The organism is Rahnella sp. 2050 (genome assembly GCF_040544515.1).
GTDB classification, from domain to species: Bacteria; Pseudomonadota; Gammaproteobacteria; order Enterobacterales; family Enterobacteriaceae; genus Rahnella; species Rahnella aceris.
The window spans coordinates 873763-900158 of the sequence record NZ_JBEPKE010000002.1; the positions used below are offsets into that span (position 1 = coordinate 873763).

25 protein-coding genes are annotated in these 26396 nt (G+C 51.2%); 10 read left to right on the top strand and 15 right to left on the bottom strand.

The annotated features are described in order from the left end of the window. Window positions 1-14 precede the first annotated feature (14 nt). The 4 genes from ribH (at window position 15) to pgpA (ending at window position 2628) form a co-directional block, all read left to right on the top strand. Entirely contained in the window at window positions 15-485 is a 471-nt protein-coding gene (ribH, locus tag ABIC79_RS11300) for a 6,7-dimethyl-8-ribityllumazine synthase (RefSeq protein WP_013576664.1), read from the top strand. Between the two features lie 20 nt (window positions 486-505). Then, the gene (gene nusB / locus ABIC79_RS11305; protein ID WP_013576663.1) at window positions 506-919 is read left to right on the top strand and encodes a transcription antitermination factor NusB; all 414 of its coding nucleotides are present in this window, start codon (window positions 506-508) and stop codon (window positions 917-919) included. Window positions 920-1084: 165 nt separating this feature from the next. Further along, complete coding sequence (gene thiL / locus ABIC79_RS11310; protein WP_013576662.1) at window positions 1085-2071, top strand: thiamine-phosphate kinase; 987 nt, start codon at window positions 1085-1087, stop codon at window positions 2069-2071. A 62-nt stretch (window positions 2072-2133) separates the two neighbouring features. Next, on the top strand, window positions 2134-2628 hold the full coding sequence (gene pgpA / locus ABIC79_RS11315; RefSeq protein ID WP_015690311.1) for a phosphatidylglycerophosphatase A: 495 nt from the start codon (window positions 2134-2136) through the stop codon (window positions 2626-2628). 69 nt (window positions 2629-2697) lie between these two features. Here the strand turns inward: pgpA and ABIC79_RS11320 are convergent, their stop codons facing one another. The 4 genes from ABIC79_RS11320 to xseB all read right to left on the bottom strand — a co-directional run bounded on the left by ABIC79_RS11320 (window position 2698) and on the right by xseB (window position 6883). Continuing rightward, a complete protein-coding gene (locus tag ABIC79_RS11320; RefSeq protein ID WP_013576660.1) occupies window positions 2698-3672 on the bottom strand; it encodes an aldo/keto reductase in 975 nt (324 codons plus the stop codon). Window positions 3673-3824: 152 nt separating this feature from the next. Further along, window positions 3825-5687, bottom strand: coding sequence for a 1-deoxy-D-xylulose-5-phosphate synthase (gene dxs, locus ABIC79_RS11325; RefSeq protein ID WP_013576659.1), 1863 nt, complete (start codon window positions 5685-5687; stop codon window positions 3825-3827). Window positions 5688-5705: 18 nt separating this feature from the next. Next, complete coding sequence (gene ispA / locus ABIC79_RS11330) at window positions 5706-6635, bottom strand: (2E,6E)-farnesyl diphosphate synthase (protein WP_112151723.1); 930 nt, start codon at window positions 6633-6635, stop codon at window positions 5706-5708. 5 nt (window positions 6636-6640) lie between these two features. Further along, on the bottom strand, window positions 6641-6883 hold the full coding sequence (gene xseB / locus ABIC79_RS11335; protein WP_013576657.1) for an exodeoxyribonuclease VII small subunit: 243 nt from the start codon (window positions 6881-6883) through the stop codon (window positions 6641-6643). Between the two features lie 276 nt (window positions 6884-7159). Here xseB and thiI point away from each other — a divergent pair, with 276 nt between their 5' ends. Continuing rightward, the gene (gene thiI / locus ABIC79_RS11340; RefSeq protein ID WP_037036809.1) at window positions 7160-8608 is read left to right on the top strand and encodes a tRNA uracil 4-sulfurtransferase ThiI; all 1449 of its coding nucleotides are present in this window, start codon (window positions 7160-7162) and stop codon (window positions 8606-8608) included. 66 nt (window positions 8609-8674) lie between these two features. Here thiI and yajL read toward each other — a convergent pair whose 3' ends face one another. Together yajL and panE are read right to left on the bottom strand one after the other, a co-directional pair. Next, the gene (yajL, locus tag ABIC79_RS11345; RefSeq protein WP_119261889.1) at window positions 8675-9283 is read right to left on the bottom strand and encodes a protein deglycase YajL; all 609 of its coding nucleotides are present in this window, start codon (window positions 9281-9283) and stop codon (window positions 8675-8677) included. Next, window positions 9246-10157 (bottom strand): 2-dehydropantoate 2-reductase, encoded by a 912-nt coding sequence (panE, locus tag ABIC79_RS11350; protein ID WP_037036811.1) that lies wholly within the window; start codon window positions 10155-10157, stop codon window positions 9246-9248. Before panE ends, yajL begins: the two co-directional genes overlap by 38 nt. Before the next feature lie 240 nt (window positions 10158-10397). Here panE and ABIC79_RS11355 point away from each other — a divergent pair, with 240 nt between their 5' ends. Then, window positions 10398-10889: a YajQ family cyclic di-GMP-binding protein gene (locus ABIC79_RS11355; RefSeq protein WP_013576652.1), complete on the top strand. Its 492-nt coding sequence runs from the start codon at window positions 10398-10400 to the stop codon at window positions 10887-10889. A 58-nt stretch (window positions 10890-10947) separates the two neighbouring features. Here the strand turns inward: ABIC79_RS11355 and ABIC79_RS11360 are convergent, their stop codons facing one another. The 9 genes from ABIC79_RS11360 to ABIC79_RS11400 all read right to left on the bottom strand — a co-directional run bounded on the left by ABIC79_RS11360 (window position 10948) and on the right by ABIC79_RS11400 (window position 21385). Beyond that, window positions 10948-12246 (bottom strand): Gfo/Idh/MocA family protein, encoded by a 1299-nt coding sequence (locus ABIC79_RS11360; RefSeq protein ID WP_013576651.1) that lies wholly within the window; start codon window positions 12244-12246, stop codon window positions 10948-10950. Between the two features lie 169 nt (window positions 12247-12415). Further along, window positions 12416-13780, bottom strand: a complete 1365-nt coding sequence (locus ABIC79_RS11365) for an MFS transporter (protein ID WP_119261888.1) — start codon at window positions 13778-13780, stop codon at window positions 12416-12418. A 172-nt stretch (window positions 13781-13952) separates the two neighbouring features. Further along, window positions 13953-14837, bottom strand: a complete 885-nt coding sequence (gene cyoE / locus ABIC79_RS11370) for a heme o synthase (RefSeq protein WP_013576649.1) — start codon at window positions 14835-14837, stop codon at window positions 13953-13955. 18 nt (window positions 14838-14855) lie between these two features. Continuing rightward, the gene (locus ABIC79_RS11375; protein WP_013576648.1) at window positions 14856-15188 is read right to left on the bottom strand and encodes a cytochrome o ubiquinol oxidase subunit IV; all 333 of its coding nucleotides are present in this window, start codon (window positions 15186-15188) and stop codon (window positions 14856-14858) included. Further along, window positions 15188-15802 carry a cytochrome o ubiquinol oxidase subunit III gene (locus ABIC79_RS11380; protein WP_121019772.1) on the bottom strand — a complete coding sequence of 205 codons (615 nt, stop codon included), beginning with the start codon at window positions 15800-15802 and terminating at the stop codon, window positions 15188-15190. The genes ABIC79_RS11375 and ABIC79_RS11380 overlap by 1 nt, the downstream gene beginning before the upstream one ends. Continuing rightward, window positions 15792-17783 (bottom strand): cytochrome o ubiquinol oxidase subunit I, encoded by a 1992-nt coding sequence (gene cyoB / locus ABIC79_RS11385; RefSeq protein WP_013576646.1) that lies wholly within the window; start codon window positions 17781-17783, stop codon window positions 15792-15794. Before cyoB ends, ABIC79_RS11380 begins: the two co-directional genes overlap by 11 nt. Window positions 17784-17786: 3 nt before the next feature. Beyond that, window positions 17787-18746, bottom strand: coding sequence for a cytochrome o ubiquinol oxidase subunit II (gene cyoA, locus ABIC79_RS11390; protein WP_013576645.1), 960 nt, complete (start codon window positions 18744-18746; stop codon window positions 17787-17789). A gap of 433 nt (window positions 18747-19179) precedes the next feature. Further along, a complete protein-coding gene (gene ampG / locus ABIC79_RS11395) occupies window positions 19180-20658 on the bottom strand; it encodes a muropeptide MFS transporter AmpG (protein WP_354567169.1) in 1479 nt (492 codons plus the stop codon). A gap of 148 nt (window positions 20659-20806) precedes the next feature. Beyond that, complete coding sequence (locus ABIC79_RS11400; RefSeq protein ID WP_013576643.1) at window positions 20807-21385, bottom strand: lipoprotein; 579 nt, start codon at window positions 21383-21385, stop codon at window positions 20807-20809. Window positions 21386-21713: 328 nt separating this feature from the next. Here ABIC79_RS11400 and bolA point away from each other — a divergent pair, with 328 nt between their 5' ends. From bolA to clpX, 4 genes are all read left to right on the top strand, one after another. Beyond that, window positions 21714-22028, top strand: a complete 315-nt coding sequence (gene bolA / locus ABIC79_RS11405; RefSeq protein WP_112151718.1) for a transcriptional regulator BolA — start codon at window positions 21714-21716, stop codon at window positions 22026-22028. 432 nt (window positions 22029-22460) lie between these two features. Then, entirely contained in the window at window positions 22461-23765 is a 1305-nt protein-coding gene (gene tig / locus ABIC79_RS11410) for a trigger factor (protein ID WP_013576641.1), read from the top strand. Between the two features lie 413 nt (window positions 23766-24178). After that, entirely contained in the window at window positions 24179-24802 is a 624-nt protein-coding gene (gene clpP / locus ABIC79_RS11415) for an ATP-dependent Clp endopeptidase proteolytic subunit ClpP (protein ID WP_013576640.1), read from the top strand. A 205-nt stretch (window positions 24803-25007) separates the two neighbouring features. Further along, window positions 25008-26282, top strand: a complete 1275-nt coding sequence (gene clpX / locus ABIC79_RS11420) for an ATP-dependent protease ATP-binding subunit ClpX (RefSeq protein ID WP_013576639.1) — start codon at window positions 25008-25010, stop codon at window positions 26280-26282. Window positions 26283-26396 lie beyond the last annotated feature (114 nt).

Genomic DNA, 26396 nt, shown 5'->3' on the forward strand with positions numbered 1-26396 from the left:
CTTTAAGGAAAACTATGAACGTTATCGAAGGTGTTGTAGCCACGCCTAACGCGCGCGTAGCGATCGCGATTGCTCGTTTTAACAATTTTATCAACGACAGCCTGCTCTCTGGCGCTGTTGATGCGTTGAAACGTATTGGTCAGGTCAGCGATGACAACATCACCGTAGTCTGGGTCCCGGGCGCATACGAATTGCCTCTGGCAACCCGCGCACTGGCTGAAAGCGGTAAGTATGATGCGGTTGTTGCACTTGGCACCGTGATCCGCGGGGGCACTGCCCACTTTGAATTTGTAGCGGGCGAATGCAGCTCTGGCCTGTCCAGCGTTGCCATGAACAGCGAAATCCCGGTGGCCTTTGGTGTGCTGACGACAGAAAGCATTGAACAAGCCATCGAACGCGCAGGGACAAAAGCCGGTAACAAGGGTGCAGAAGCTGCACTGACCGCGCTTGAAATGATTAATGTTATCAAGGCTATTAAGGCCTGAATCTAGTTAAGGGGAAATCCGTGAAACCTGCTGCTCGTCGCCGCGCCCGTGAATGTGCCGTTCAGGCGCTTTACTCCTGGCAGTTGTCGAAAAATGACATCGCCGATGTTGAATTAGAATTCCTGACCGAGCAGGATGTCAAAGACGTAGACATTGCCTATTTCCGCGAACTGCTGGCTGGTGTAGCAAACAGTGCTGAGAAACTCGATGCACTGATGGCGCCATACCTGTCCCGCCAGTTGGATGAACTGGGCCAGGTGGAAAGAGCTATTTTGCGTCTGGCTCTGTTTGAGCTGAGCAAACGCCAGGACGTTCCTTATAAAGTGGCGATCAACGAAGCTATCGAACTGGCCAAAACTTTTGGGGCTGAAGACAGTCATAAGTTCGTCAATGGTGTGCTGGATAAAGCAGGCCCACATATTCGTAAAAAGTGATCGTCAAAAAGGGTCAGCCTCGTTCACAAATGGCGACAGTCATTTTCGGTTGATTTCTGGCTCTGTTGATAATCTGGTGATGTCACTGCGTTTATCCTTTGTGTGACACCCTTCTTAAGGCCGGATTTCCGGCCTTAAGTCATTCTAACGATTTGGAAATGTACTATGGCATGCGGCGAATTTGATGTCATCACTCGCTACTTTAACCGGTTCAGAACTGCCCGGCAGGATGTGCATTTAGGCATTGGTGATGATTGTGCCTTACTGACGGTTGGCGAGAAGCAGCTATTAGCAGTCAGTACCGATACGCTGGTCGAAGGTATCCATTTTCTAAAAACTATTTCACCTTCCGACCTGGGCTATAAAGCGCTGGCGGTCAACCTGAGCGATCTGGCCGCGATGGGCGCCGATCCTGCCTGGGTTTCGCTGGCCCTGACGCTGCCGGAAGTGAACACCGACTGGTTGCAGGCATTCAGCGACAGTCTGTTTGAACAACTCAATTATTACGGTATGCAGTTGATTGGCGGCGACACCACGCGTGGCCCGCTGAGCATGACGTTAACCATTCAGGGGCTGGTGCCTGTGGGGCGTGCATTAACCCGTTCCGGTGCAGGCATTGGTGACTGGATCTTCGTCACCGGTACCCTCGGTGACAGTGCTGCGGGGCTCGCTATTCTGCTGGAACAGCTGAATGTGACTGATACCGATAACCGCGAATTTCTGCTCAAACGCCATCTGCGGCCTTCGCCACGCGTTCTGCAAGGGCAGGCGCTGCGCGATTTAGCAACATCTGCTATCGATCTTTCTGACGGGTTGATGTCGGATCTTAAACATATACTGACTGCCAGTGAATGTGGCGCGCGGCTCGATCTTGATGCGATCCCATTATCGGTTGCATTGAATAAAGTTGCCGATCCTGAGCAGGCGCTGAAATGGGCGCTGACCGGAGGCGAAGATTATGAACTTTGCTTCACTGTGCCGGAAATTAACCGCGGTGCGCTGGATGTGGCACTGAGCCATCTGGGTGTCAACTTTACCTGTGTTGGCCAGATTGCGCCGCTTTCAGAAGGTATTAAGTTTATGCGTTCTGGCGTACCGGTAGAACTTGAATGGCAAGGTTTTGACCACTTTGCCGGAGAGGAATTGTTGTGAATATTGGCCGTAAAAAACGCCCGGCGGGGTACAAGGGAAAAACCGGTGATCCGGTTCAGGACATGGCTGCGGCTAAAAAGCGTCTTGATTTGCGTAATCCGTGGCATTTACTGGCGACCGGTTTTGGCAGCGGTTTATTCCCTGTTGGTCCGGGCACTGCGGGCTCCATCGCTGCGATCCCGTTTTGGATTGTCATGACCTACCTGCCGTGGCAGGTGTATTCCATGATCGTCATGTTCAGTATTTGTATCGGGGTTTATCTTTGCCGACAGACCGCGCGCGACATGCGGGTTCATGACCACGGCAGTATTGTATGGGATGAATTTGTTGGCATGTGGATCACCCTGATGGCGATCCCGGTCAACGACTGGCGCTGGGTATTGATTGGCTTTATCGTTTTCCGCGTGCTGGATATCTGGAAGCCGTGGCCGATCCGCTGGTTTGACCGCAACGTGCAGGGCGGAATGGGTATCATGATCGATGATGTGGTCGCCGGTGTGCTTGGCGCGGCCATTATCTATCTGGTCGGGCATCACTGGCCGCTGGGCCTGTTTTGATCCGTTTCAGATAGTAATAAAAAAGCGTTGCCGGGTTTTCCCTGACAACGCTTTTTTTACACGTTTATATTACTGAAAGCCGGTCGCCTGATGCGGCACATAAGCCATTTCCAGCTCGGCGATCTCTTCAATCGAAAGTTTCACCTCCAGCGCGGCAATGGCATCTTCCAGATGAGCGGGGCGCGAAGCGCCGATAATTGGCGCGGTCACGACGTGTTTACTCAGGATCCACGCCAGTGCGATCTGTGCGCGTGGCACGCCGTGATCTTCCGCTATTTTCCCGACACGTTCAGCAATTTTACCATCAGCTTCATCGGTGGCGTCATACAGCGTTTTGGCAAAATTATCGGAAACTGAACGTACGGTGGTTTCTCCCCACGGACGCGTCAGTTTGCCGCGAGCCAGCGGACTCCACGGCAATACTGCAATGTTCTTTTCCAGACACAGCGGGTACATCTCGTTTTCTTCTTCACGCTGGATCAGATTGTACTGATCCTGCATCGACACAAAACTCGCCCAGCCGTTTTGCGCAGAGACATCCAGCGCGTGTTTGAATTGATGCGCATGCATCGATGACGCGCCGATAAATCGCGCCTTACCGGCTTTGACGACGTCATTCAGCGCTTCAAGGGTTTCTTCAATGGGTGTTTCGTAATCCCAGCGATGGATTTGCAGCAGGTCGACATACTCCATGCCGAGACGGCGCAGGCTGTCATCGATGGATTGCATAATCGAAGCCCGTGAAAGCCCCGGTTTTAAGCCGGTGACGGCGTTGTACACTTTGGTCGCCACGACAATCTCATCGCGTCTGGCGAAATCCTTCAGGGCGCGGCCAACGATTTCCTCGCTGCTACCGTCGGAATAGCTGTTGGCGGTGTCAAAGAAGTTAATGCCGGCATCCAAGGCCTGCTGGATGATCGGGCGACTGCTCTCTTCCGGTAACGTCCACGCATGAGTGCCGCGATCTGGTTCGCCAAAAGTCATACAACCGAGACACAGTTTCGATACTTTTAGTCCGGTTTTTCCTAATGTGGTGTATTGCATGACATCTCCTGGTAATCATGAAGTGATAACAGAAAATCATTGAAAATGATTAGCACGCTATAACTGTAGCTTAAAGCAGGGGGAGCTCGTGTGACTGAAGGGGAAAATGGAGAGGAAAATCCCCTCTTTCAGGTAGAAAGAGGGGAGGGGAATCAGGCCAGCCAGTCGGTTATCTGACGGTCAATGCCTTCGGCATCCAGTCCTAAATCGTGACGAATTTCGTCCTGCGTGCCTTGTGGCACAAAACTGTCCGCCAGACCGATATTCAGCACCGGCACCAGAATACGTCTGGACATCAGCAGTTCATTCACGCCACTGCCCGCCCCCCCCATGATGGCGTTTTCTTCCAGTGTGACCAGCACTTCATGGCTTGACGCCAGTTCCTGAATCAGTGCTTCATCGAGTGGTTTCACAAAGCGCATATCCACGACGGTCGCGTTGCGTTTTTCCGCTGCGGCCAGCGCTTCAGGCAACAATGTACCGAAGTTAAGAATCGCAACTTTCTCGCCTTCACGACGCACGACGCCTTTACCGATTGGCAGTGAAGCCAGCGGTTCACTGGTGGCGCCGGTACCATTACCACGTGGATAACGCACGGCAACCGGCCCGCTGTTATGGTGATAACCGGTGTGCAGCATCTGACGACATTCGTTTTCGTCGCTCGGCGTCATGATGGTCATGTTTGGGATGCAGCGCAGGAAGGAGAGATCGAACGCGCCCTGATGTGTCTGACCATCCGCTCCGACGATACCACCGCGGTCGATAGCAAACAGTACCGGAAGATTCTGGATCGCCACATCGTGGATCACCTGATCATAGGCGCGTTGCAGAAACGTCGAGTAGATCGCCACAATCGGCTTGTATCCGCCAATCGCAAGGCCTGCCGCAAAGGTGACCGCATGCTGTTCGGCAATGGCCACGTCGAAATACTGCTGCGGGTATTCACGCGAGAAACGCACCATACCGGATCCTTCACGCATCGCTGGCGTGACAGCCATCAGCTTGCTGTCTTTGGCCGCGGTTTCGCACAACCAGTCGCCGAAAATCTTCGAATAGGTTGGCAGACCTTCTTTGCTTTTCGGCAACGTGCCGGAAGCCGGATCGAATTTAGGCACGGCATGGAAGCTGATCGGATCTTTTTCGGCTGGGGCGTAGCCTTTGCCTTTTTTCGTCATGATATGCAGTAGCTGCGGGCCTTTCAGGTCACGCATGTTTTTCAGCGTTTGCGCCAGCGCCACCACGTCGTGACCATCGACCGGCCCGATATAGTTAAAGCCCAGCTCTTCAAACAGCGTGCCCGGCACCATCATGCCTTTCAGATGTTCTTCGGTACGGCGCACCAGTTCTTTAATCGGTGGCAGGCCAGACAGGACTTTCTTGCCGCCTTCACGCAGACGCGAATACAGCTTGCCGGAGAGCAACTGTGCCAGATGATTATTCAGCGCGCCGACGTTTTCGGAAATCGACATCTCATTGTCGTTGAGGATAACCAGCATGTCAGGTTTGATGTCGCCTGCGTGGTTCATCGCTTCAAACGCCATACCTGCGGTGATCGCGCCATCGCCAATTACACAAACGGTACGACGACCTTTACCTTCACGTTCAGCAGCCACCGCCATGCCGAGGCCTGCGCTGATGGAGGTCGATGAGTGACCAACGGATAAGGTGTCGTATTCGCTTTCACCACGCCAGGGGAATGGGTGCAGACCGCCTTTCTGACGAATGGTGGAAATACGATCACGACGACCGGTCAGAATTTTGTGCGGATAGGCCTGATGGCCGACATCCCAGACAACGTGGTCGAACGGCGTGTTATAGACATAATGCATCGCCACGGTCAGTTCAACCGTCCCCAGACCGGACGCAAAGTGTCCGCTGGACTGACTGACGCTGGCCAATAAATATTGGCGCAGCTCATCGCAGAGCTTAGGCAAGCTCTCTTTAGGAAGTGAACGGAGATCTTCAGGATTCTCCGCCAGCGCCAGTGTCGGGTATTTGGCTAATTCAAGGCTCATCAGTTGCTCATAGTAAGTTTAATTATCGCGTTCAATGATAAAGCTGGCTAACGCGAGAAGTGGCGCTGTGTTGTAAGAAAGTGCCGCCAACTGATCCAGTGCGGAAACGGCTTCCTGATACAGGTCCATGGCCTTAGCCTTTGCGCCGTCCAGCCCCAACAGGGCAGGATAGGTACTTTTTCCGAGTTGCTGGTCAGCGCCCTGGCGTTTGCCGAGCGTAGCGGTATCGCCAACCACGTCCAGGATATCGTCCTGAACCTGAAATGCTAAACCAATAGCCTGCGCGTAGTTATCCAGTATCGGTAAAACAGCACGTCCGGTTTCACCGGCAGCCAGCGCGCCCATGCGTACGGCGGCGCGGATCAGCGCACCGGTTTTATGGCGATGAATTTGTTCCAGTGCGTCGAGGCCAACCTGCTGACCTTCAGCGGCTAAATCCAGGGCCTGACCGCCACACATCCCGCTGGATCCGCTGGCGAGGGCCAGTTCGGAAATCATCGCCAGACGATCTTTTACCGCAACATCCGGCATTTCACTGTCAGCCAGAATCGAGAATGCCAGTGTTTGCAGAGCATCGCCCGCCAGAATCGCATTGGCTTCGCCAAATTTAATGTGGCAGGTCGGCTGACCACGGCGCAAATCGTCGTCGTCCATGGCCGGTAAATCATCGTGTATCAGCGAATATGCATGGATGCATTCCACGGCAGCCGCAGGCGCATCGAGATTTTTCAGATCCAGACTGAACAACTGGCCGCTGGCGTAAACCAGATACGGACGCAGACGTTTACCGCCCAGCAACGCACCGTAACGCATGGCTTCAACCAGCGGTAAGTCGGCCAGCGGCAGTGCGCTGATATAGGCTGTTAATACCTCATCGACTCGCTGTTGCATTGCGCGCAGTTCATGCGTAAATCCGTCAGCGCTGGAAAGGGAGATCGCTTCAGACATGACAGTTACTCGGCTTCCGGGGTGAACGGGGTCAGCGGAGCGTCGTTGTCGCTGTCGAGCAGGATTTGAACGCGCTGTTCTGCCTGTTGCAGCTTTTGCTGCCCCTGACGCGCCAGCTGGACGCCTTGCTCAAATTCGTTGAGTGCGTCTTCTAAAGGCAACTCGCCTGATTCGAGGCGGGAAACGATCTGTTCCAGTTCGGCCAGAGCCGTTTCAAAATTGGCAGGTGGTGCAGATTTTTTTGGCATAATTCTCTTTTAATATCGTTGATCAGAATGGATGATCGAAGTACTGAGGCGGCAGAGTCAGCGCTCAGCCTCAAGAGACATTCCTGTCCAGCATGACATCTGCTGCAGGGTTTTGTGCACAGAGTACCCATTTTAAGTGATATACTCTGCGCCGCAGATATTATTGCTAAGCCCAATGTGACACAAAATGAACATTTGGCTTAGCAATAATAGGATCCTAGATCCTTATTCAGCGACTTACTACCCCGTTTTTTCACCTGCTAACAAAAGACTGCCATGAAGTTTATCATTAAATTGTTCCCTGAAATCACCATCAAGAGCCAATCTGTGCGTTTGCGCTTCATTAAGATCCTCTCGAGCAGCATTCGCAATATCGTGCGACCGCATGATGAGACGCTGGCGGTGGTCCGCCACTGGGATCATATCGAAGTTCGCAGCAAAGACGAAAGCAAACACGACCTGATTCAGGAATTGCTCTGCCGCATTCCAGGTATCCGTTATGTTGAAGAAGTTGAAGACCGTCCTTACACCGATGTCCACAACATCTTCGAGCAAGCGCTGGAAGCTTACCGTGATGAAGTGGCAGGCAAAACTTTCTGTGTGCGTGTTAAACGTCGTGGTAAACATGATTTTACGTCTACCGAGGTTGAACGCTATGTCGGCGGTGGCCTGAATCAGCACATTGAATCAGCGAAGGTCAGCCTGAAAGATCCGCAGGTCACGGTGAAACTGGAAATTAACGACGATAAGCTGGTGCTGGTGAAAAGCCGCCTCGAGGGTCAGGGCGGTTACCCGATTGGCACGCAGGAAGATGTGCTGTCACTGATTTCTGGTGGTTTCGACTCCGGTGTATCCAGTTATATGCTGATGCGTCGCGGCTGTCGTGTGCATTATTGCTTCTTTAATCTCGGCGGCGCAGCGCATGAAATCGGTGTGAAACAGGTGGCGCATTATTTGTGGAACCGTTTCGGCAGCTCGCACCGGGTGCGTTTTATCGCGGTTGATTTCGAACCGGTCGTCGGTGAAATCCTCGAAAAAGTTGAAGACGGCCAGATGGGCGTTGTCCTGAAACGTATGATGGTGCGTGCGGCGTCTTCCATTGCTGAGCGCTATGGCGTGCAGGCACTGGTCACCGGTGAAGCGCTGGGGCAGGTTTCCAGCCAGACGCTGACCAATTTGCGTTTAATCGACAATGTTTCTGACACGCTTATTTTGCGTCCGCTGATTTCTCACGATAAAGAGCACATCATCAAGATTGCCCGTGAAATCGGTACGGAAGATTTTGCGAAAACCATGCCGGAATACTGCGGTGTGATTTCGAAAAGCCCGACGGTGAAAGCGGTGAAAGCAAAAATCGAAGCCGAAGAAGCGATGTTCGATTTTGAGGTGCTGGATAAAGTAGTCAGCGAAGCGCGCAATGTCGATATTCGCGAAATTGCTACACAGGCGGCGGAAGTGGTACCGGAAGTGGAAACTGTGGCTGAGTTCGTGTCAACAGACGTCGTTCTGGATGTCCGGGCACCGGATGAAGTGGAAGCCCAGCCGCTGGCACTGGAAAACGTTGAAGTGAAGCCGCTGGCGTTCTACAAACTGGCCACTCAGTTTGGCGATCTGGATCAGAACAAAACCTATCTGTTGTATTGCGACCGTGGCGTGATGAGTCGTTTACAGGCGCTGTATCTGAAAGAACAGGGCTTTAACAACGTGAAAGTCTATCGTCCGTAAACGATATTCCGGATGTAAAAAAGGGGTTCAGCATCGCTGAGCCCCTTTTTACTGGCGGTAATCGGATCACGACTCCCGGGTACCTTCATCGGTGTAGTTATAAATCCCCGGAGCCAGAACCAGTTGCGCGGCAATTTCCGCTGCTTTGGCTTTGCCCAGCAACAGATCGATAATTTTCAGGGCAAATTCCATTGACGTGCCCGGCCCCTGACTGGTCAGAAGATTAACACGCGGATCGAAAATCACCCGACGATCGGACCATTTATTCGGGTCAATCTTATCCTTTAAGCCCGGAAAACCGGTCATATTCCCGACCGGGAATAAATCGTGATACTCCAGCACCAGCGCAGGTGCGGCGCAGATAGCCGCAACAATTTTACCGCTGACATGCATCTGGCGCACTTTCTCTACCAGCAGCGGGCTTTCGCTGAAACAGGTTGCGCCACCGAGGCCACCGGGCAGAACGATCACGTCATGCTCATCATCTGCAACATCTACCAGTGCGACATCGGCCAGAATACGCACGCCGCGCGAGCAGCGGATTTCCAGGTTGCCATCGCCTGCGACACTGGCTGTCGTGACGTTAATGCCCGCCCGTACCAGCAAGTCAATTGCGGTAACGGCTTCTATTTCTTCGCTACCAGGTGCCAGGCAGACCAGAACTGACGCGCTCATAATCGTTTTCCTTTCTCTTAATCTGTTCAAATAAGCGGTTATTAACCGGCAGGGTCAGGCCGAACTTACGCCCGCGGCGCAGGACATAGCCGGTAATGTAATCGATTTCGGTATGACGTTGATTGCGGATATCCTGCAGCATCGACGAATGGTTAGCGGAGGTGGATTCAATCACCTGATAGACGAAGCTGAGCAAAGATTCTCTGTGAATTTCGACGCCTTCAATCGCCATCACCTGCGCGACCTCCTGACTGATTTGCTCAATCTGATCGGCATACGCCAGCAGGTCGCCGTTGGTGCAATCATACAAAGCTGTCAGCGGATTAATCACGCAGTTCACCGCCAGCTTATTCCACAGCGACGGCTTGATGTTGTCATGCCAAGCCACGTCCGGTAAGGCATTATGCAGCGTATCCGCCAGTGAACTCAGCGCCGCACCGCGCGGAGTCACCGGACCGATGTGCGTCGCTCCGGCAGCCACATGGACAATTGCGTTGCCTTCATGACGCGCCGCATGGGTCGTTGCGCCCTGCAAAATCGCCAGACGGTTAGGGGGTAATTCATCAACAGTGCCCATGCCATTATGCAGCAGTAATATCGCGCAATTATCATTAAGCATCGGCATCAGCGTGCTTATTGCGCCGGAAACCTGCCACGCTTTCAACGTGACCAGCAGTAATTCGCTTTGTGCCAGATGTTCCGGGTCGTTAGTAGGCATATTGCGATTAAAAGCAATGCCTTCCGGCGAAATAACGTTAACGGCACAAAATGGCTGCGCAATGCGGATCCAGCCCTGAACGTCGTGGCCTTGCTGATAGAGGGCCGAAAGCCAAAGTTGTCCCAGCGCACCGCAACCCAATACTGTTATTTTCATTGTGCCTCCCGGGAATTGTGGCGAAACAGGGCCATGAAATAGTTTGTTGAAAGAATATTCTGCTGTCCGGTTATCTTATTAGTATAGACATTTGTGCTGTAGATCACATTTTCACCTGCACTTTTTGACCCTCTGAGCATTTTATGTCCGGTACTTTGCTGTCGTTTGGCATCGGGGGTTGAAGGCGGTATTATGCACGCCATATAACGTGCAACACAAAAACTACAGGGAGAAGCGATTATGCCGTCTTTTGACATTGTTTCCGAAATCGACATGCAGGAAGTGCGCAATGCCGTGGAAAATGCCAGCCGTGAACTGCAAACCCGCTGGGATTTCCGCAACATTCCTGCCAGCTTCGATCTCAATGAAAAAAACGAGAGTATCAAAGTGGCCAGCGAATCAGATTTTCAGGTAAATCAGCTGGTCGATATTCTGCGTGAGAAGTTAGCCAAACGTGGCATTGAAGGCGGGGCGCTGGAAATTCCTGAGCAGATGGAGCACAGCGGTAAAACCTACAGCGTTGATGCCAAACTGCATTCCGGCATTGAATCCGCCCTGGCGAAGAAAATCGTCAAGCTGATCAAAGACAGTAAAATTAAAGTGCAGGCACAGGTTCAGGGCGACGAAGTCCGTGTTACCGGCAAAGCGCGTGATGATTTGCAGGCCGTAATGGCATTGATCCGCAACGGTGATCTGGGACAGCCGTTCCAGTTTAAGAATTTCCGCGACTGATAGCCTTCGTACTACGGTTATTTTAAAGGGACGCATTGCGTCCCCTTTTTTATGGCGATTACTTCCGCTGGCGCAGCCTTTTCACCAGTTCGAAGTCTTTAAAGTAAATCGGTTTGTCGTACTGCATCGAGAGATTTCCGGCAATTCCTGTCAGGATCGACATCGCGCCGGCGCGGTGATCGGCGGCGCGTTTTAACGGGTCGTCTTTGCGCTCGCCGAACAGGTCTTCCAGCATGGCATTATCACCGCCGCCATGGCCGCCTTCTCCCATCTGGAACTCCGCCTTCCAGGGTTCGGCAAATAACGGATAAACAGTAATTTCTGCTTTCTCAATGCTGCCTTCGTTCTCGCGTTTTCCGCCTGCGTTGACGTACGACATCTCGACGATTTTCATTTCAATGCGGCCTTTGGTGCCGTTGAACACCACGTTCAAACCCTCCCACGGCAGATACGCATTGAGCGAATAGGTTAGCTGTACTTTGTTTTGATATTTCACCAGCACCGACAACGTATCTTCAATGCTGATGCCGTCACTGAAGACACTCTGGTCACGGAAATAGTTATCTTCATGTTCCGCATCCAGATACAGCGCTTTGAGCTGGGCGTTATCGCCCATATGCAGTGCAAACGGATCATTCTGTGCCTGCGGATAGCCATGTGTACGCGGATAAAACTCTGTCACGCCACGCTTTTCTGCATTCTCTTTACCGTAAAAACGCAGGTCGCCCTGCGCATAAACTTTCTCCGGCGTGCTGTTGAGCCAGAAGTTCATCAGGTCAAAATGGTGGGTCGATTTGTGCACCAGCAGGCCGCCGGAATTGCGTTTTTCACGGTGCCAGCGACGAAAATAATCAGCCCCGTGTTCGGTATTCAGCAGCCATTCAAAGTGTACCGAAAGTACTTCACCGATGGTTTCCTGCATCAGCAGTTCACGCATTTTGCTGTGATGCGGCGCGTAGCGGTAATTGAACGCCACACGCACCTGATAGCCAGTTGCATCGACGGCATCCAGAATGCGCAGCGCGCGCTGTTCATCGATGGTCATCGGCTTTTCAGTAATGACGTCACAACCGGCATGCAGGGCGCGGACGATATAATCGTCATGTGTGCGATCCATGCTGGTGACAATCACGATATCCGGTTTGGTTTCGTCGAGCATCGTATTGAAATCAGCAGATTTCCAGGTAGATACCCGTGCGATGCCGCTCTGCTCAAGCTGGCGGTTCGCATAATCCATTCGCGTCTGATTTGTATCACAGAAGGCCACAAATTTTGCGTTGTGGCGGTATTTACCGGTGATCGCTTCAATGTATAAACCTGAGCGTCCGCCGGTGCCAACGAGAGCATATGTTTTCATGAGATCCCCAAAAGGCCCGAGAGCCGTCATCACTGACAAAATTTTGTTAAGGAATTCTTGAGGATAACGATTGAGGGAATTTTTTAAGTGAAGGGTGTCACGCAGTGGGGATAAAAATGAAACGCTGTGCCAGTTTCCAGACACAGCTGATTACTTATGTCAGAAGGCGTCAGGCAGCGCTGACCAGTTGTTCGAGCGCTTTACGGTTGGTCTGTTTGGTGTCGACTTTTACGTAGGCGCTGAATTCTTCCGGAACGACAACGGCTTCGGCCACGCCCGGTTGTGCGAGGATCCGTGCCTGCAGGGCGGAATCTTTCACCGCCAGTTCAGACAGCGTAATACGCAGGCTGCTGACATACGGGGGTTCGGTCATGGTAGAACTGACCAGCAACCAGACGACGGCAATGGCCGCACAAACCAGGAATACGGCACCGGCCCCGACGTGTCCGTAAACATAACCGCCTAAGCTGCCGCCAATCGCCACGCCGATGAACTGGCTGGTGGAATAAAGCCCCATCGCCGTGCCTTTGTAGCCCGCGGGTGATTCTTTACTGATAAGCGAAGGCAGAATCGCTTCCATCACGTTGAAGGCCAGGAAGAACAGTTGGATACCGGCGATGACCGCCCATAAATGTAGCCCCGCTGCCCACAGTACGATTTCAGCCAGCAGCAACACAACCACGCAACCCATGAACACCTGTTTCATGTGGCGCTTTTTCTCAGCGTAGACAATCACCGGAATGACAGCGACGAAAGACGTCAGCATGGTGATCAGATACACCCGCCAGTGTTCACTTGGCGGGAAGCCCGCATGTTCCATCACTTGCGGCAACACCACGAAGCTCGACATCAGTAACACGTGAAGACACAGAATGCCGAAGTTCAGTTTCAGCAGTTTGGCGTTGCCCATCACTTTGCCGAAGCTGCCTTTTACCATGCTCGATTCGCGATTAAGAATGTGCGTAGCAGTGGAGGGCACCACGGCCACGGTAATGATGATGCCGAGAACGGTCAGTACTGCGATCGCCCAGAACAGGGCGTGTAAACCCCAGGCGTGGGTGATGATCGGGCCGAGCACCATCGCAATAGCAAAGGTAATACCGAAACTGATGCCGATAAACGCCATCGCTTTGGTGCGGTTTTGCTCACGGGTCAGGTCAGACAGCAGGGCCATCACGGCGGCAGCAATCGCGCCAGAGCCTTGCAGGGCACGACCAATGATCACGCCCCAGATAGATTCGGTGGAAGCAGCCACAATGCTGCCGATGCAGAAGATGACCAGACCAAAGACGATCAGTGGCTTGCGGCCAACGCGGTCAGAAAGCAGTCCGAATGGGATCTGGAAAACAGCCTGTGCCAGGCCGTAAATGCCGATGGCGATGCCGATCAGTGTTTCGCTGGCGCCGGATAATTTCATGCCGTAGGTGGTCAGCACCGGCAGAACCATGAACATGCCGAGCATGCGCAAAGAAAATACTGTCCCTAGTCCCCATGTAGCCCGACTTTCCTGCGGGGTCATCTGGTTATCGTTCACATTACTACCTCAAAATAACAATCCGACATTTTAATGATTAAGCCGGCCTGGGTAAAACGATGGATCTTTAGCAGATATTACGATGTTTGCCTGTCAGACTGAGAAAAAGAAAAGGCCAGTATTGCTACTGGCCTTTAGCTGTGATTTCAGCGGGTTACACTGAAGGTGCGTGTTACCAAACGTAGGTCAGCAAGGATGTCGGTGCAGAATTAAAATCCACGGACATCATGAAGCTCAGCGACATGATGGTGATGATGGAGAAACCAAACAGTTTTCTCGCCCACACCACGTCATTTTCCGTTTTATACCCCTTCAGTGCCATGCCCAGCCACCAGATACTGACAGCGGCGGCGACAATCAGGTATTTATAACCTGCATAACCGCTCAGGGTCAGCATCAGCGTCGCAATCATAAACGCCAGAATGTAGACGATAATATGATGCTTGGCGACGGAGATGCCTTTCACTACTGGCAGAACCGGGATACCTGCTGCCTGATAATCTTTGAAGCGGAAGATGGCAATCGCGTACGAATGCGGCATCTGCCACAGGCTGAAAATCAGAAGCAGGATCAGGGCACCGGTATCAAACTGGCCAGAAACGGCACAGTAACCGATAACCGGTGGCGCTGCGCCAGACAAGCTGCCGATCAACGTGCCGTATACCGAGTTGCGTTTCATGTACAGGCTGTAAACGCCGACATAAACCACAAAGCCCATCACTGCCAGCCACATGGCCAGCGGATTTGCTCCGATATACAACAACGCAAAGCCCGCAATACCCAGAATGGTCGCGTAAACCAGGCTTGTTTTCGGCGGAATAAGCCCTTTCACCAGGACCCGGTTCTTCGTTCTTTCCATGATCCGGTCGATGTCGCGGTCGATAAAGTTGTTAAAGACACAACCCGATGCGACAACCAGCGAAACACCCACCAGTGTGGCGAGAAAGAGTGGGAAGTCGATGCTGCCTTTGGCAGCAAGGAGAAATCCCCCGATGACAGAAATTAAGTTGCCGAAAATAATTCCTGGTTTCGTTACTTGCAGGTATTGCTTAATCATCACGTGCAGCTCGGCTCTTTAACTGACCATCATATTGAGGTTGAGGTTATACATAATCCACAATGAGCCCACAACGACGATAAAGATAATCACAGCGGTGAACAGAAGTGCCACCAGGTTCCAGCGCTCTTCCGACGACGTATTCATGTGCAGGAAGAACACCAGATGGACAACGATCTGGATGATCGCGGAAGCAACCACAGTACCCAGAATCAGTGAATGTGACGCCGTGTCGGTCATGACCATGGCAAACGGGATCACCGTCAGGATAACCGACAAGATGAAGCCAATAGCGTATGACTTCAGGCTGCCGTGGCTTGCGCCACCATGGGAAGTAGCAGAATGACTCATTACATTGCTCCCATCAGATAAACAACGGTAAACACGCAGATCCACACCACGTCCAGGAAGTGCCAGAACAGGCTCAGACACATCAGACGGGTTTTGTTGACTTCAGTCAGACCGCGACGTGAAACCTGAACCATCATGGTCAGGATCCAAATCAGACCACAGGTCACGTGCAGACCGTGGGTGGCGACCAGCGCAAAGAAGCCAGACAGGAAACCACTGCGCTGCGGACCATAGCCTTCAGCAATCAGGTGATGGAATTCATAGAGTTCCATCCCGATGAAGCCTAAACCGAACAGGAAAGTCAGGAACAACCAGCCGTTAACCGCTGCTTTGTTACCTTTGTTCATGCCCAGCATCGCAAAGCCGTAAGTGATACTACTGAACAACAGGCAGAAGGTTTCTACCAGTACGAACGGCAGTTCAAAAATGTCTTTACCAGAGGGACCGCCAGCGGTCCCGTTTACCAGTACTGCATAAGTTGCGAACAGGCTCGCAAACAATATGCAGTCACTCATCAGGTAGATCCAGAAGCCGAAGACTTTGGTTGCACCTGCATCGTGGTGCCCATGCTCAGCATGGGCCTCATCGTAGTGAGTCAGAGTATCAGTTGCCATGTTTCACACCTGCTTTACGGATTTGTTCATAATGTTGGTTTTCAATACGTTCCACTTCTTCAACTGGCACGTAGTAATCAACATCTTCGTCGAAGCTTTTCGCAATCCAGGTCGCAGCCAGTGCAATGAAGCTCACCGCGGCCAGCCACCAGATATCCCAGATTAACGCGAAACCACAAACCAGACTCAGCATAGCGATGATGAAACCGGCGCCGCTGTTACGTGGCATATGAATCGGTTCATATTTAGCAGGCTGCTTGTAAGCGGTGCCTTTCTCTTTCATGTCCCAGAACTCATCACGGTCGTGAATTTGCGGCACGATAGCGAAGTTGTAGAACGGAGGAGGAGAAGAGGTTGACCACTCCAGAGTACGTGCGCCCCATGGGTCACCGGTCAGATCACGGTTCTGGTCGCGGTCGCGAACGGAAACGAAGATCATGATCAGCTGGCAGAGGATACCGCAGGCAATCAGTGCAGCACCGCACGCTGCAACAACCAGCAGCGGGTGGAACTCAGGATCGATGTTCTGGCTGACACGACGGGTCATACCCATGAAGCCCAGGACGTACAGTGGCATGAACGCAACGAAGAAGCCGATGATCCAGAACCAGAATGAACGCACACCCCATTTTTCGTTCAGCGTGAAGCCGAAGGATTTAGGGAACCAGTAAGTCAGACCTGCGAAGCAACCGAAGACCACACCACCGATAATAACGTTATGGAAGTGGGCAATCAGGAACAGGCTGTTGTGCAGCACGAAGTCAGCACCCGGAACCGCCAGCAGAACACCGGTCATACCACCCACAGAGAAGGTGATGATGAAGCCAACAGTCCACAGCATCGCTGCGTTGAGCGTGATACGGCCCTGATACATGGTGAACAGCCAGTTGAAGATTTTTACCCCGGTCGGGATAGAAATGATCATCGTCATGATGCCGAAGAAGGCATTGACGTTGGCGCCAGAACCCATGGTGAAGAAGTGGTGCAACCAAACGATGAACGACAGCACCGTGATGGCGATGGTTGCCCATACCAGCGAGGTGTAACCGAACAGACGTTTTTTGGAGAAGGTTGCGGTAACTTCTGAGAACACACCGAATACTGGCAGAACCAAAATGTACACTTCCGGATGGCCCCAGGCCCAAATCAGGTTGATGTACATCATCATGTTGCCGCCCATATCATTCGTGAAGAAATGGGTGCCCAGATAACGGTCTAAAGTCAGCAGTGCAACAGTCACGGTCAGAATCGGGAAGGACACGATAATCAACACGTTGGTGCACAGTGCGGCCCAGGTAAATACCGGCATTTTCATCAGCGGCATACCGGGTGCGCGCATCTTCAGGATGGTCGCAAAGAAGTTAACACCGGTCAGCAAGGTCCCGACACCGGATATCTGGAGACTCCAGATCCAGTAATCTACCCCGACCCCCGGACTGTATTCCTTACCTGACAGTGGCGGATAAGCTAACCAGCCGGTCTGTGCGAACTCACCCACACCCAAAGAGATGTTGATCAGCACAACAGCCGCGGCGGTAAACCAGAAGCTCACGTTGTTCAGGAACGGGAACGCAACGTCGCGCGCACCGATTTGCAAAGGAACAACCACGTTCATCAGACCGATTACGAAAGGCATCGCCATGAAGAAGATCATGATCACGCCGTGCGCGGTAAAGATTTGGTCGTAGTGATGAGGAGGAAGGAAGCCCGGCTCGCCCGCAGAGGCAAGCACCTGCTGGCTACGCATCATGATGGCATCGGCAAAGCCACGCAGAAGCATGACGAAGGCCAGAATGATATACATGATACCTAATTTTTTGTGGTCGACGGAGGTCAGCCACTCGGTCCACAGATATTTCCACTTACCGAAATAGGTGATGCCGGCAACTACTGCCAGGCCACCGATAATAATCGCGGCAACTGTGACCATGATAATCGGTTCATGATACGGAACCGAATCAAGCGTTAATTTTCCGAACATCGTTTATTCCTCGGCTCCGGCTGCGTGAGACTGTCCACCCATATCCATGCCTTTCATGTCAGCGCCTGCCGGCATTGGCATGGTGTGACCTTCTGGCGCTGCCTTCATGTCATGCATGGAGTATTTGCCAATGATTTCTTTAAACAAACCAGGTTTTGCAACAGAGAAGTATTCGACCGGGTTGTCGATGCTCTGTGCAGCCAGTTTGTTGAAGTCATCAGTGGTAGCCAGCTGGTTCGGTGCACTTTTCACTTTTGCTACCCAGGTGTCGAAATCGGCACGGGTTGGAGTCGCAATTGTGTTGAACTTCATACCTGAGAAGCCGCGGCCGCTGAAGCTTGCTGAAATGCCTTTATACGTACCCGCTTCATTTGCAATCAAATGCAGCTGAGTTTGCATACCGGCCATCGCATAAATCTGCCCGCCTAACTGAGGAATGAAGAACGAGTTCATCACAGAGTCTGAAGTGACTTTGAACTGAACAGGCACATCTTTAGGAATAACCAGTTCGTTAACGGTCGCGATGCCTTGTTCTGGATAAATGAACAACCATTTCCAGTCCAGAGAAACGACTTCAACCGTCATCGGTTTTTGGTCAGTCACGATTGGCTTGAACGGATCAAGCGAGTGGGTGGTTTTCCAGGTAATCGTTGCCAGGATGGCAATGATAATAATTGGAACTGTCCAGACGACGGCTTCAATTTTGTTGGAGTGGGACCAATCAGGACTGTATTTTGCTTTTGTATTGGAAGCGCGATACTTCCAGGCAAAGGCAAACGCCATGATAATAACTGGTATAACAACGATCAGCATTAAACCGATAGCGGTTAAAATCAGCGTTCTCTGCTCAAGTCCAATTGCTCCCTTGGGATCCATCAATGCCGTATTGCAACCGCTCAACATTACCGCGGAGGCAAATAAGGACAACATCCCAATACTTTTATTGTATTTCTTAAGTCTCATCTAACGACCTCAATAACTAGGGCTCTATTGTCGCTTCAGGTGTGCGGGCATTTTACGGGAAGGTTGCAGGACTGTAAACACGCTTAAACAAGTGTCAAAGCGCTGTTGACACTTTATGTTAACGCAGTCACACATGTCACGGATCGTGACAATTTACAGTGGGCAACAATATGTTGCGTATGGATTTTTTTCTATAGTGATGAAAAACAAGGGGTGACAGATTTTGACATTATAATTGTCGTGCGATATCTCATCGATACGTTTAATTAATGTTAAATTAATGTATAAAGCAGGTGAAATAAAATGCATGAAAAGCCCGAAAGAAAAACTATCCCGGAAAATATTATTTTTTCTGAATTTAATTTATTGCGTCCTATTTATAGATCATTTGTTAAATGAAACGCGCCATTCATTTCGAATGAATGGCGGTAAATCAGGAACGTGCAGTACGGCGCAGAGATAAAAAATCGAGCAGACTGCCTAAAATAACGCCAGTCAGGCAAATAACTGCTCCCGTTTCTAACAAGGTTGTCGCCAGCCTTTGCCAGGATGCCCAGCCCATACTGTCGACAATCAGCGTGATCAGCCAGAGTATCAATAACAAGCTTCCCGTCAGCATGCAACGTAATGCCCAGCGATACGGGGCGGCAAAGTGAATGCGCGGCAGGAAACTGTCTGTATTTTGGGTGTATTCGAGGGTCTGCCGGCAAACTGCCAGCAGCAGTAAACCGGGCAGCGCTGCTACAATCGAGAAAAGATAAAACCACGGCCAGCCATAAGCTTCAACGAACCATCCGGCAATCGGCCCGACATACACGCGGCCCACGGCAGACAATGCTGAAAGCAGCGCAAACTGGGTGGCAGAGAATGAGCGATTACACAGCGTCATCAGGAGTGCCACGAACGCTGCCGTCCCCATACCGCCACACAGGTTTTCAAAGAAAATCGCCGCGCCCATAGTGGTTAAATCTTTATCGGTGATGGCGAGGATCCAGTAACCGGCATTAGAAACAGCCTGCAAAATCCCGAATAACATCAGGGCGCGGAACAAGCTCAGACGCTGCATTAACATTCCGCCCAACAATGCACCGATGATGGTTGCCATTAGCCCGAGCGTTTTATTTACCAGCCCGACCTCCCCCGCATCAAAACCGACGCCACGGATCAAAAATGTTGTACTCAGGCTTCCTGCAAACGCATCGCCCATCTTGTACATCACGATGAGCAGCAAAATCAGCCAGGCATTGTTGCGGCCAAAAAAGTCTTTCAGCGGTGCGACGACGGCCATCTCCATGGTACGCGGAGCTGGTTGGGTGTTTTCAGGCTCCGGCGACAACAGGGTGGCGAGAACGCCGATGAGCATCATACCTGCCATCAGCCAGTACATATGCTGCCAGCCGAGATACCGATCAGCCAGCCATAATGCCAGTCCGCCGGAGACCAGCATTGCCAGGCGGTAACCCAGAACTGACACGGCGGCACCATTTCCGCGTTCTTCCGGTGGCAGTAAATCGGTTTTATACGCGTCGAAAACGATGTCCTGCGACGCCGAGGCGAATGCAATCAGTACGGCCAGCGCGGCGAGCCAGAATAAATCTTTTGAAGGGTCCATAAAACCCATCGCGAAAATCGCCACGACCAGCAACAACTGCGTCAGGATCAGCCATCCGCGTCTGCGCCCGAGAAAAGAAGGCGTGTAACGGTCCATCATCGGTGACCATAAGAACTTGAACACGTAGGCCTGACCTACCAGCGAAAAAATGCCGATGGTTTTCAGGTCAACATTTTCGACCGTCATCCACGCCTGCAACGTGCCGGACGTCAGCGCCAGGGGTAAACCGGAAGCGAAGCCCAGAAGCAGTAAAATGACCGTATTGCGTTGCGTGAAAATTTTAAAGTACTGACTGATCATGAAAATTGTGTTCCTGCGAACCGTTGAGAGAGTGGCGCATACGCATAATAAAGGAAGGGATGCATTTCAGGAAAGATAATCACTGGCCTTAAAAAGCATTCTGCCCGGACGAGCCGGGCAGAATTCATCACGCAAACTTCAGCTGAACTTAACGGGCATTCGCTTTGATGAAGTCACTGATGCTGGTGTCTGACGCCATGTCACTGATGACATCGCCCAGTGTGGTGTTAACTGCGTTGGTAATTTTTGCGTTAGTCGCAGACAGTGCGCCCTGAACGTTATATGTCGAGCGGTAGTTTTTCACCTGCTTGCTGCCGTTCTTCGCCGTCGCGATGATGGAGATGTCGGCTTTAGTGGTGATGTTATAACGCAGGTTACCTTCCTGAACATCTGCATACAGGTTGTTCACTACAATTTGCAAATCAACCGCGCCGTCAGCCCCGACCATGTAACCTCTGGCGGTCATTTGTTTCTCCAGTGATTCCTGCAACAGGAAACGCAGATCGCGTGACGGTGTCAGGGAAATCAACTGCCCATCGCGGTTCACTTTTGCCAGTGCCTGATCCTGACGCTGGTCAGCACCGTTGATGCTGATAGTGATGCCCTGAAGCGTTGGATCTTGTGAAGGCAGAACAATTTTCGGTGAAACGTCCAGGGTGTTAGTGCTGGTGGCGCAACCGGCCAGCATGAACAGTGCCAGAACAGGGAAAATAATTTTCTTTAGCATGTGTATTTTCTCAATATTAATAAGGGAATAGTGCTCAAAAATTTGCCGACATCATAACATTGCCATTTGCCGGGGGAAGTCCCAACAATCCGGAAAAGCGTGTTTTTCGCGTTTTTTTTCAGCAAAGTCGCAGTAAAGCTGCGGGCTGCTGACGCCATCCGTAGCGAAGCGGCAGTTTCTTTGACAGACTGAGCGCCATTTTTATCAATCTGCAGCAGAAATTTATTGTTCTGGCGTGCGTAGAATCTGGAAAGCCGCCTATCATTATAAAGAGATAGGTGTACCAGACAGGCGCAGTTCTCTGCTGATGCGGTGTAAGGAGATTGCTATGATTCGTGAGCAAATAGAAGCAAAATTAGTTGAAGCATTTGAACCTGCGTTTCTGGAAGTGACTGACGAAAGCTATCGTCATAATGTCCCGGCAGGCTCCGAGAGCCATTTTAAAGTGGTCATGGTGTCGGATAAGTTTATCGGGGAGCGTTTCCTGGCGCGTCATCGTGCCATCTATGGGAAATTAACGGAGGAGCTGGCAGGCAGCGTGCATGCGCTGGCTTTGCACACGTATACCCTGAAAGAATGGGAAGGCTTACAGGATACGGTGCCAGCTTCACCGCCGTGTCGCGGCGCGGGCACCATGGCCTGACAGTCGCGATCTGATTCACAAAAGGCATAAATATCGGCATTTGACGCGGTAACACTGGAACTTTCCTTGCCAGATGCGGTATTAGTAGATGCGAATTTCAAGAAACGGCCTGCGGGCCGTTTTTGTTTTTCTTCTGACGGACTGACGGCACGAGGTTTATGCCTCTGAATGACCGCATTTTTCGAAGGATCGAGTCCCGTGTGAGTTTCCCTCCCGCGCAACAGAGACCGTCCTCGACTCAATGCGTATGCGCCGCTATAATGTCGCGTCTAATTTTTCCGGAATGGTTTCGGACGCTCTCGAATACAGGGCTACGTTCTGATACAGAACTGTCCCGGTTCTTAGAAGTCGTTTTCAAGGTAAGTTTGCGCTCATCTTGAGAACGACTTCTGGAGTTGACCGAGCACTGTGATTTTTTTTTGAGGTAACAAGATGCAAGTTTCTGTTGAAACCACTCAAGGCCTTGGGCGCCGCGTAACGATTACTGTTCCTGCTGAAAGCATTGAAAAAGCAGTGAGCAGTGAACTGATCAACGTCTCTAAAAAAGTACGTATTGACGGCTTCCGTAAAGGCAAAGTACCAAGCCACATCATTGAACAGCGTTACGGCGCGTCAGTACGTCAGGACGTACTGGGTGATCTGATGCAACGCAATTTCGTTGATGCGATCATCAAAGAAAAAATCAATCCAGCTGGCGCACCTAACTACATCCCGGGTGAGTACAAGCAGGGTGAAGACTTTAACTTCTCCGTAGAATTTGAAGTGTACCCGGAAGTTGAGCTGAAAGATCTGGAAAACATCGAAGTTGAAAAACCGGTTGTTGAAGTTAACGACGCTGATGTTGATACCATGCTGGAAACTCTGCGTAAGCAACAAGCGGACTGGAAGGAAACTGATGCTGCGGCCACTGCTGAAGACCGCGTGACTGTAGATTTCTCCGGTTCCATCGACGGTGAAGAATTCGAAGGCGGCAAAGCTTCTGATTTCGTACTGGCTATGGGCCAGGGCCGCATGATCCCAGGCTTCGAAGACGGTCTGGTGGGTCACAAAGCCGGTGAAGAATTCACCATCGACGTGAACTTCCCGGAAGATTACCATGCTGAAAACCTGAAAGGTAAAGCGGCTAAGTTCGCGATTACTTTGAAGAAAGTAGAAGAGCGTGAGTTGCCAGAACTGACCCCTGAATTCATCAAACGTTTCGGCGTGGCTGATGGTTCTGTTGAAGGTCTGCGTGCTGAAGTGCGTAAAAACATGGAACGCGAGCTGAAAGGTGCTGTTCGTAACCGCATCAAAACTCAGGCAATCGACGGTCTGGTCAGCGCTAACGAAATCGACGTGCCATCTGCACTGATCGACGGCGAAGTGGATGTTCTGCGTCGTCAGGCTGCACAACGTTTTGGCGGCAACGAAAAACAAGCGCTGGAACTGCCACGCGAATTGTTTGAAGAGCAAGCTAAACGTCGCGTCGTTGTTGGTTTGTTGCTGGGCGAGGTCATCAGCCAGCACGAACTGAAAGCTGATGAAGATCGCGTTAAAGCACTGATCGAAGAAATGGCTTCTGCGTACGAAGATCCACAGGAAGTTGTTGAGTTCTACAGCAAAAACAAAGAGCTGATGAACAACATGCGTAACGTCGCACTGGAAGAACAAGCGGTCGAAACTCTGTTGTCTAAAGCGAAAGTGACTGAAAAAGCCACTACCTTTACTGAACTGATGAACCAGACTCAACCTGCATAATTGTAATGCACGTTGCTGAACCTGTTTACAGGTTTGCTTCCAAAGCCCGCGGTTTTTACTGCGGGCTTTTTATTTCCTGAAAATCAGGTATTTTTGTTTTGGCTGTTGTTTTTGCACTATATTTATCAATATAAAGCACAGCCCACGTAGAAACTGTTGACTGACACCCTCAGGATGGCTTTTTACTGGCTCAGGGGGCACGCCAAAAAAGAAATATCACTGCAGGCTTGAAAAAGGGGGCAATTCCCCCAATTGATAAGAGCTAACCCAGGTAAATTTGTAGTTAAAATCTGACTGATAAACACCGTCAGGCGTGTAAATGGCGACTTGGCCGCTTGAGCATAGTCATGTGTGCCTATCTCAAGTAGAATCGATTTTAAATAGCGCCAAACAGAATCTATTAGGAGACGGTTATGTCATACAGTGGTGAAAGAGAGCAATTTGCACCAAACATGGCGTTGGTACCCATGGTGGTTGAGCAAACTTCACGGGGCGAGCGTTCATACGATATTTTCTCCCGTCTGCTTAAGGAACGTATCATCTTCCTGACCGGTCAGGTTGAAGACCATATGGCTAACCTGATTGTTGCCCAGATGCTGTTCCTGGAAGCAGAAAGTCCGGAAAAAGACATTTATTTGTATATCAACTCACCGGGCGGCGTGATCACTGCCGGTATGTCGATTTATGACACCATGCAGTTCATCAAACCGGATGTCAGCACGATTTGTATGGGACAAGCCTGTTCAATGGGCGCATTCCTGTTAACAGCCGGTGCCGAAGGCAAACGCTTCTGCCTGCCAAATTCCCGTGTGATGATCCACCAGCCACTGGGCGGTTTCCAGGGCCAGGCGACGGATATTGAGATCCACGCTAAAGAAATTCTGAAAGTGAAATCTCGTATGAATGAGCTGATGGCGAAACATACGGGCAAATCTCTTGAAGAAATAGAGCGTGACACTGAGCGTGACCGTTTCCTGTCCGCTGATGAGGCTGTACAGTACGGGTTAGTAGACTCCGTATTTACCCATCGCGCCTGACGGCTTATTTCTGCCGGGCTGATGGTCTATAGTTATACTCATACGGACGTCTCAAAGGCAGGGCTTGAGTTACTGAAGTTCTGCAAGCAATGAGTCATAACAGGAATGAACAGACATCAGCCAATCATGCGGCTGTTGTGTAATATAGTCGTGTCGTGGTGTTATTGTTACGCTGCGGGACTGATACCAGAGAAGAGGTTTACTGATGACAGATAAGCGCAAAGACGGTTCAGGAAAGCTGCTGTACTGCTCTTTTTGCGGCAAAAGCCAGCATGAAGTTCGTAAGCTGATTGCCGGGCCGTCAGTGTATATCTGCGATGAATGTGTCGATTTATGTAATGACATTATTCGCGAAGAGATCAAAGAAGTCGCGCCACACCGTGAACGCAGTGCATTACCGACGCCGCATGAAATCCGTCAGCACCTTGACGATTATGTTATCGGCCAGGAACCTGCAAAAAAAGTGCTGGCAGTGGCGGTCTACAACCACTATAAGCGCCTGCGTAATGGCGATACCAGCAACGGTATAGAATTAGGCAAGAGTAACATCCTGCTGATCGGGCCGACCGGTAGCGGCAAAACGCTGCTGGCTGAAACCCTGGCGCGTTTCCTGGATGTGCCATTTACCATGGCCGATGCCACCACGCTGACCGAGGCCGGTTATGTGGGTGAGGACGTCGAAAATATCATTCAGAAACTGCTGCAGAAATGTGACTACGACGTACAGAAAGCGCAACGCGGCATTGTTTACATTGATGAAATTGACAAGATTTCTCGCAAGTCTGACAACCCATCGATCACGCGTGATGTGTCCGGTGAAGGTGTACAGCAGGCACTGCTGAAACTTATTGAAGGCACCGTGGCTGCTGTTCCACCGCAAGGCGGACGTAAGCATCCGCAGCAGGAATTCTTGCAGGTTGATACTTCGAAAATCCTGTTTATCTGTGGCGGTGCTTTTGCCGGCCTGGATAAAGTGATTGGACAGCGTATCAATACGAATACCGGTATCGGTTTCGGCGCTGAAGTGAAAGGCAAAGAGCAGAAAGCGACTGAAGGTCAGTTACTGGCTCAGGCTGAACCCGAAGATTTGATTAAATTTGGTCTGATCCCAGAGTTCATAGGTCGTCTGCCAGTGGTGGCGACTCTGAGTGAGCTCAATGAAGAAGCCCTGATTCAAATCCTGAAAGAGCCGAAAAATGCCCTGACTAAGCAATATCAGGCATTGTTTAATCTCGAAGGCGTTGAACTGGAATTCCGGGATGAAGCGCTGACGGCCATTGCCAAAAAAGCCATGATCCGTAAAACCGGTGCGCGTGGCCTGCGTTCCATTGTGGAAGCGGCATTGCTGGATACCATGTATGATCTGCCGTCTCTCGAAGATGTCGAGAAAGTGGTTATTGATGAATCCGTGATTGCGGGTCAGTCAGAGCCTCTGATGATTTATGGCAAGCCGGAAGCACAACAAGCATCTGGCGAATAATTAGCCAATCTATCCAGAGAGTTAGCCACGAAATGGGGGATTTTGTCCCCCATTTTTTTTTCGCACATTCTTATCGTTGAATGTCGGACATTCATCCCCATATACTCAGTTAAC

Coding starts and splice junctions, on each gene's coding strand:
- ribH (WP_013576664.1), top strand. CDS start 15: ATGAACGTTATCGAAGGTGTTGTAGCCACGCCTAACGCGCGCGTAGCG.
- thiL (WP_013576662.1), top strand. CDS start 1,085: ATGGCATGCGGCGAATTTGATGTCATCACTCGCTACTTTAACCGGTTC.
- pgpA (WP_015690311.1), top strand. CDS start 2,134: ATGGCTGCGGCTAAAAAGCGTCTTGATTTGCGTAATCCGTGGCATTTA.
- ABIC79_RS11320 (WP_013576660.1), bottom strand. CDS start 3,672: ATGCAATACACCACATTAGGAAAAACCGGACTAAAAGTATCGAAACTG.
- dxs (WP_013576659.1), bottom strand. CDS start 5,687: ATGAGCCTTGAATTAGCCAAATACCCGACACTGGCGCTGGCGGAGAAT.
- ispA (WP_112151723.1), bottom strand. CDS start 6,635: ATGTCTGAAGCGATCTCCCTTTCCAGCGCTGACGGATTTACGCATGAA.
- xseB (WP_013576657.1), bottom strand. CDS start 6,883: ATGCCAAAAAAATCTGCACCACCTGCCAATTTTGAAACGGCTCTGGCC.
- thiI (WP_037036809.1), top strand. CDS start 7,160: ATGAAGTTTATCATTAAATTGTTCCCTGAAATCACCATCAAGAGCCAA.
- yajL (WP_119261889.1), bottom strand. CDS start 9,283: ATGAGCGCGTCAGTTCTGGTCTGCCTGGCACCTGGTAGCGAAGAAATA.
- panE (WP_037036811.1), bottom strand. CDS start 10,157: ATGAAAATAACAGTATTGGGTTGCGGTGCGCTGGGACAACTTTGGCTT.
- ABIC79_RS11355 (WP_013576652.1), top strand. CDS start 10,398: ATGCCGTCTTTTGACATTGTTTCCGAAATCGACATGCAGGAAGTGCGC.
- ABIC79_RS11360 (WP_013576651.1), bottom strand. CDS start 12,246: ATGAAAACATATGCTCTCGTTGGCACCGGCGGACGCTCAGGTTTATAC.
- cyoE (WP_013576649.1), bottom strand. CDS start 14,837: ATGATTAAGCAATACCTGCAAGTAACGAAACCAGGAATTATTTTCGGC.
- ABIC79_RS11375 (WP_013576648.1), bottom strand. CDS start 15,188: ATGAGTCATTCTGCTACTTCCCATGGTGGCGCAAGCCACGGCAGCCTG.
- ABIC79_RS11380 (WP_121019772.1), bottom strand. CDS start 15,802: ATGGCAACTGATACTCTGACTCACTACGATGAGGCCCATGCTGAGCAT.
- cyoB (WP_013576646.1), bottom strand. CDS start 17,783: ATGTTCGGAAAATTAACGCTTGATTCGGTTCCGTATCATGAACCGATT.
- cyoA (WP_013576645.1), bottom strand. CDS start 18,746: ATGAGACTTAAGAAATACAATAAAAGTATTGGGATGTTGTCCTTATTT.
- ampG (WP_354567169.1), bottom strand. CDS start 20,658: ATGATCAGTCAGTACTTTAAAATTTTCACGCAACGCAATACGGTCATT.
- ABIC79_RS11400 (WP_013576643.1), bottom strand. CDS start 21,385: ATGCTAAAGAAAATTATTTTCCCTGTTCTGGCACTGTTCATGCTGGCC.
- bolA (WP_112151718.1), top strand. CDS start 21,714: ATGATTCGTGAGCAAATAGAAGCAAAATTAGTTGAAGCATTTGAACCT.
- tig (WP_013576641.1), top strand. CDS start 22,461: ATGCAAGTTTCTGTTGAAACCACTCAAGGCCTTGGGCGCCGCGTAACG.
- clpP (WP_013576640.1), top strand. CDS start 24,179: ATGTCATACAGTGGTGAAAGAGAGCAATTTGCACCAAACATGGCGTTG.
- clpX (WP_013576639.1), top strand. CDS start 25,008: ATGACAGATAAGCGCAAAGACGGTTCAGGAAAGCTGCTGTACTGCTCT.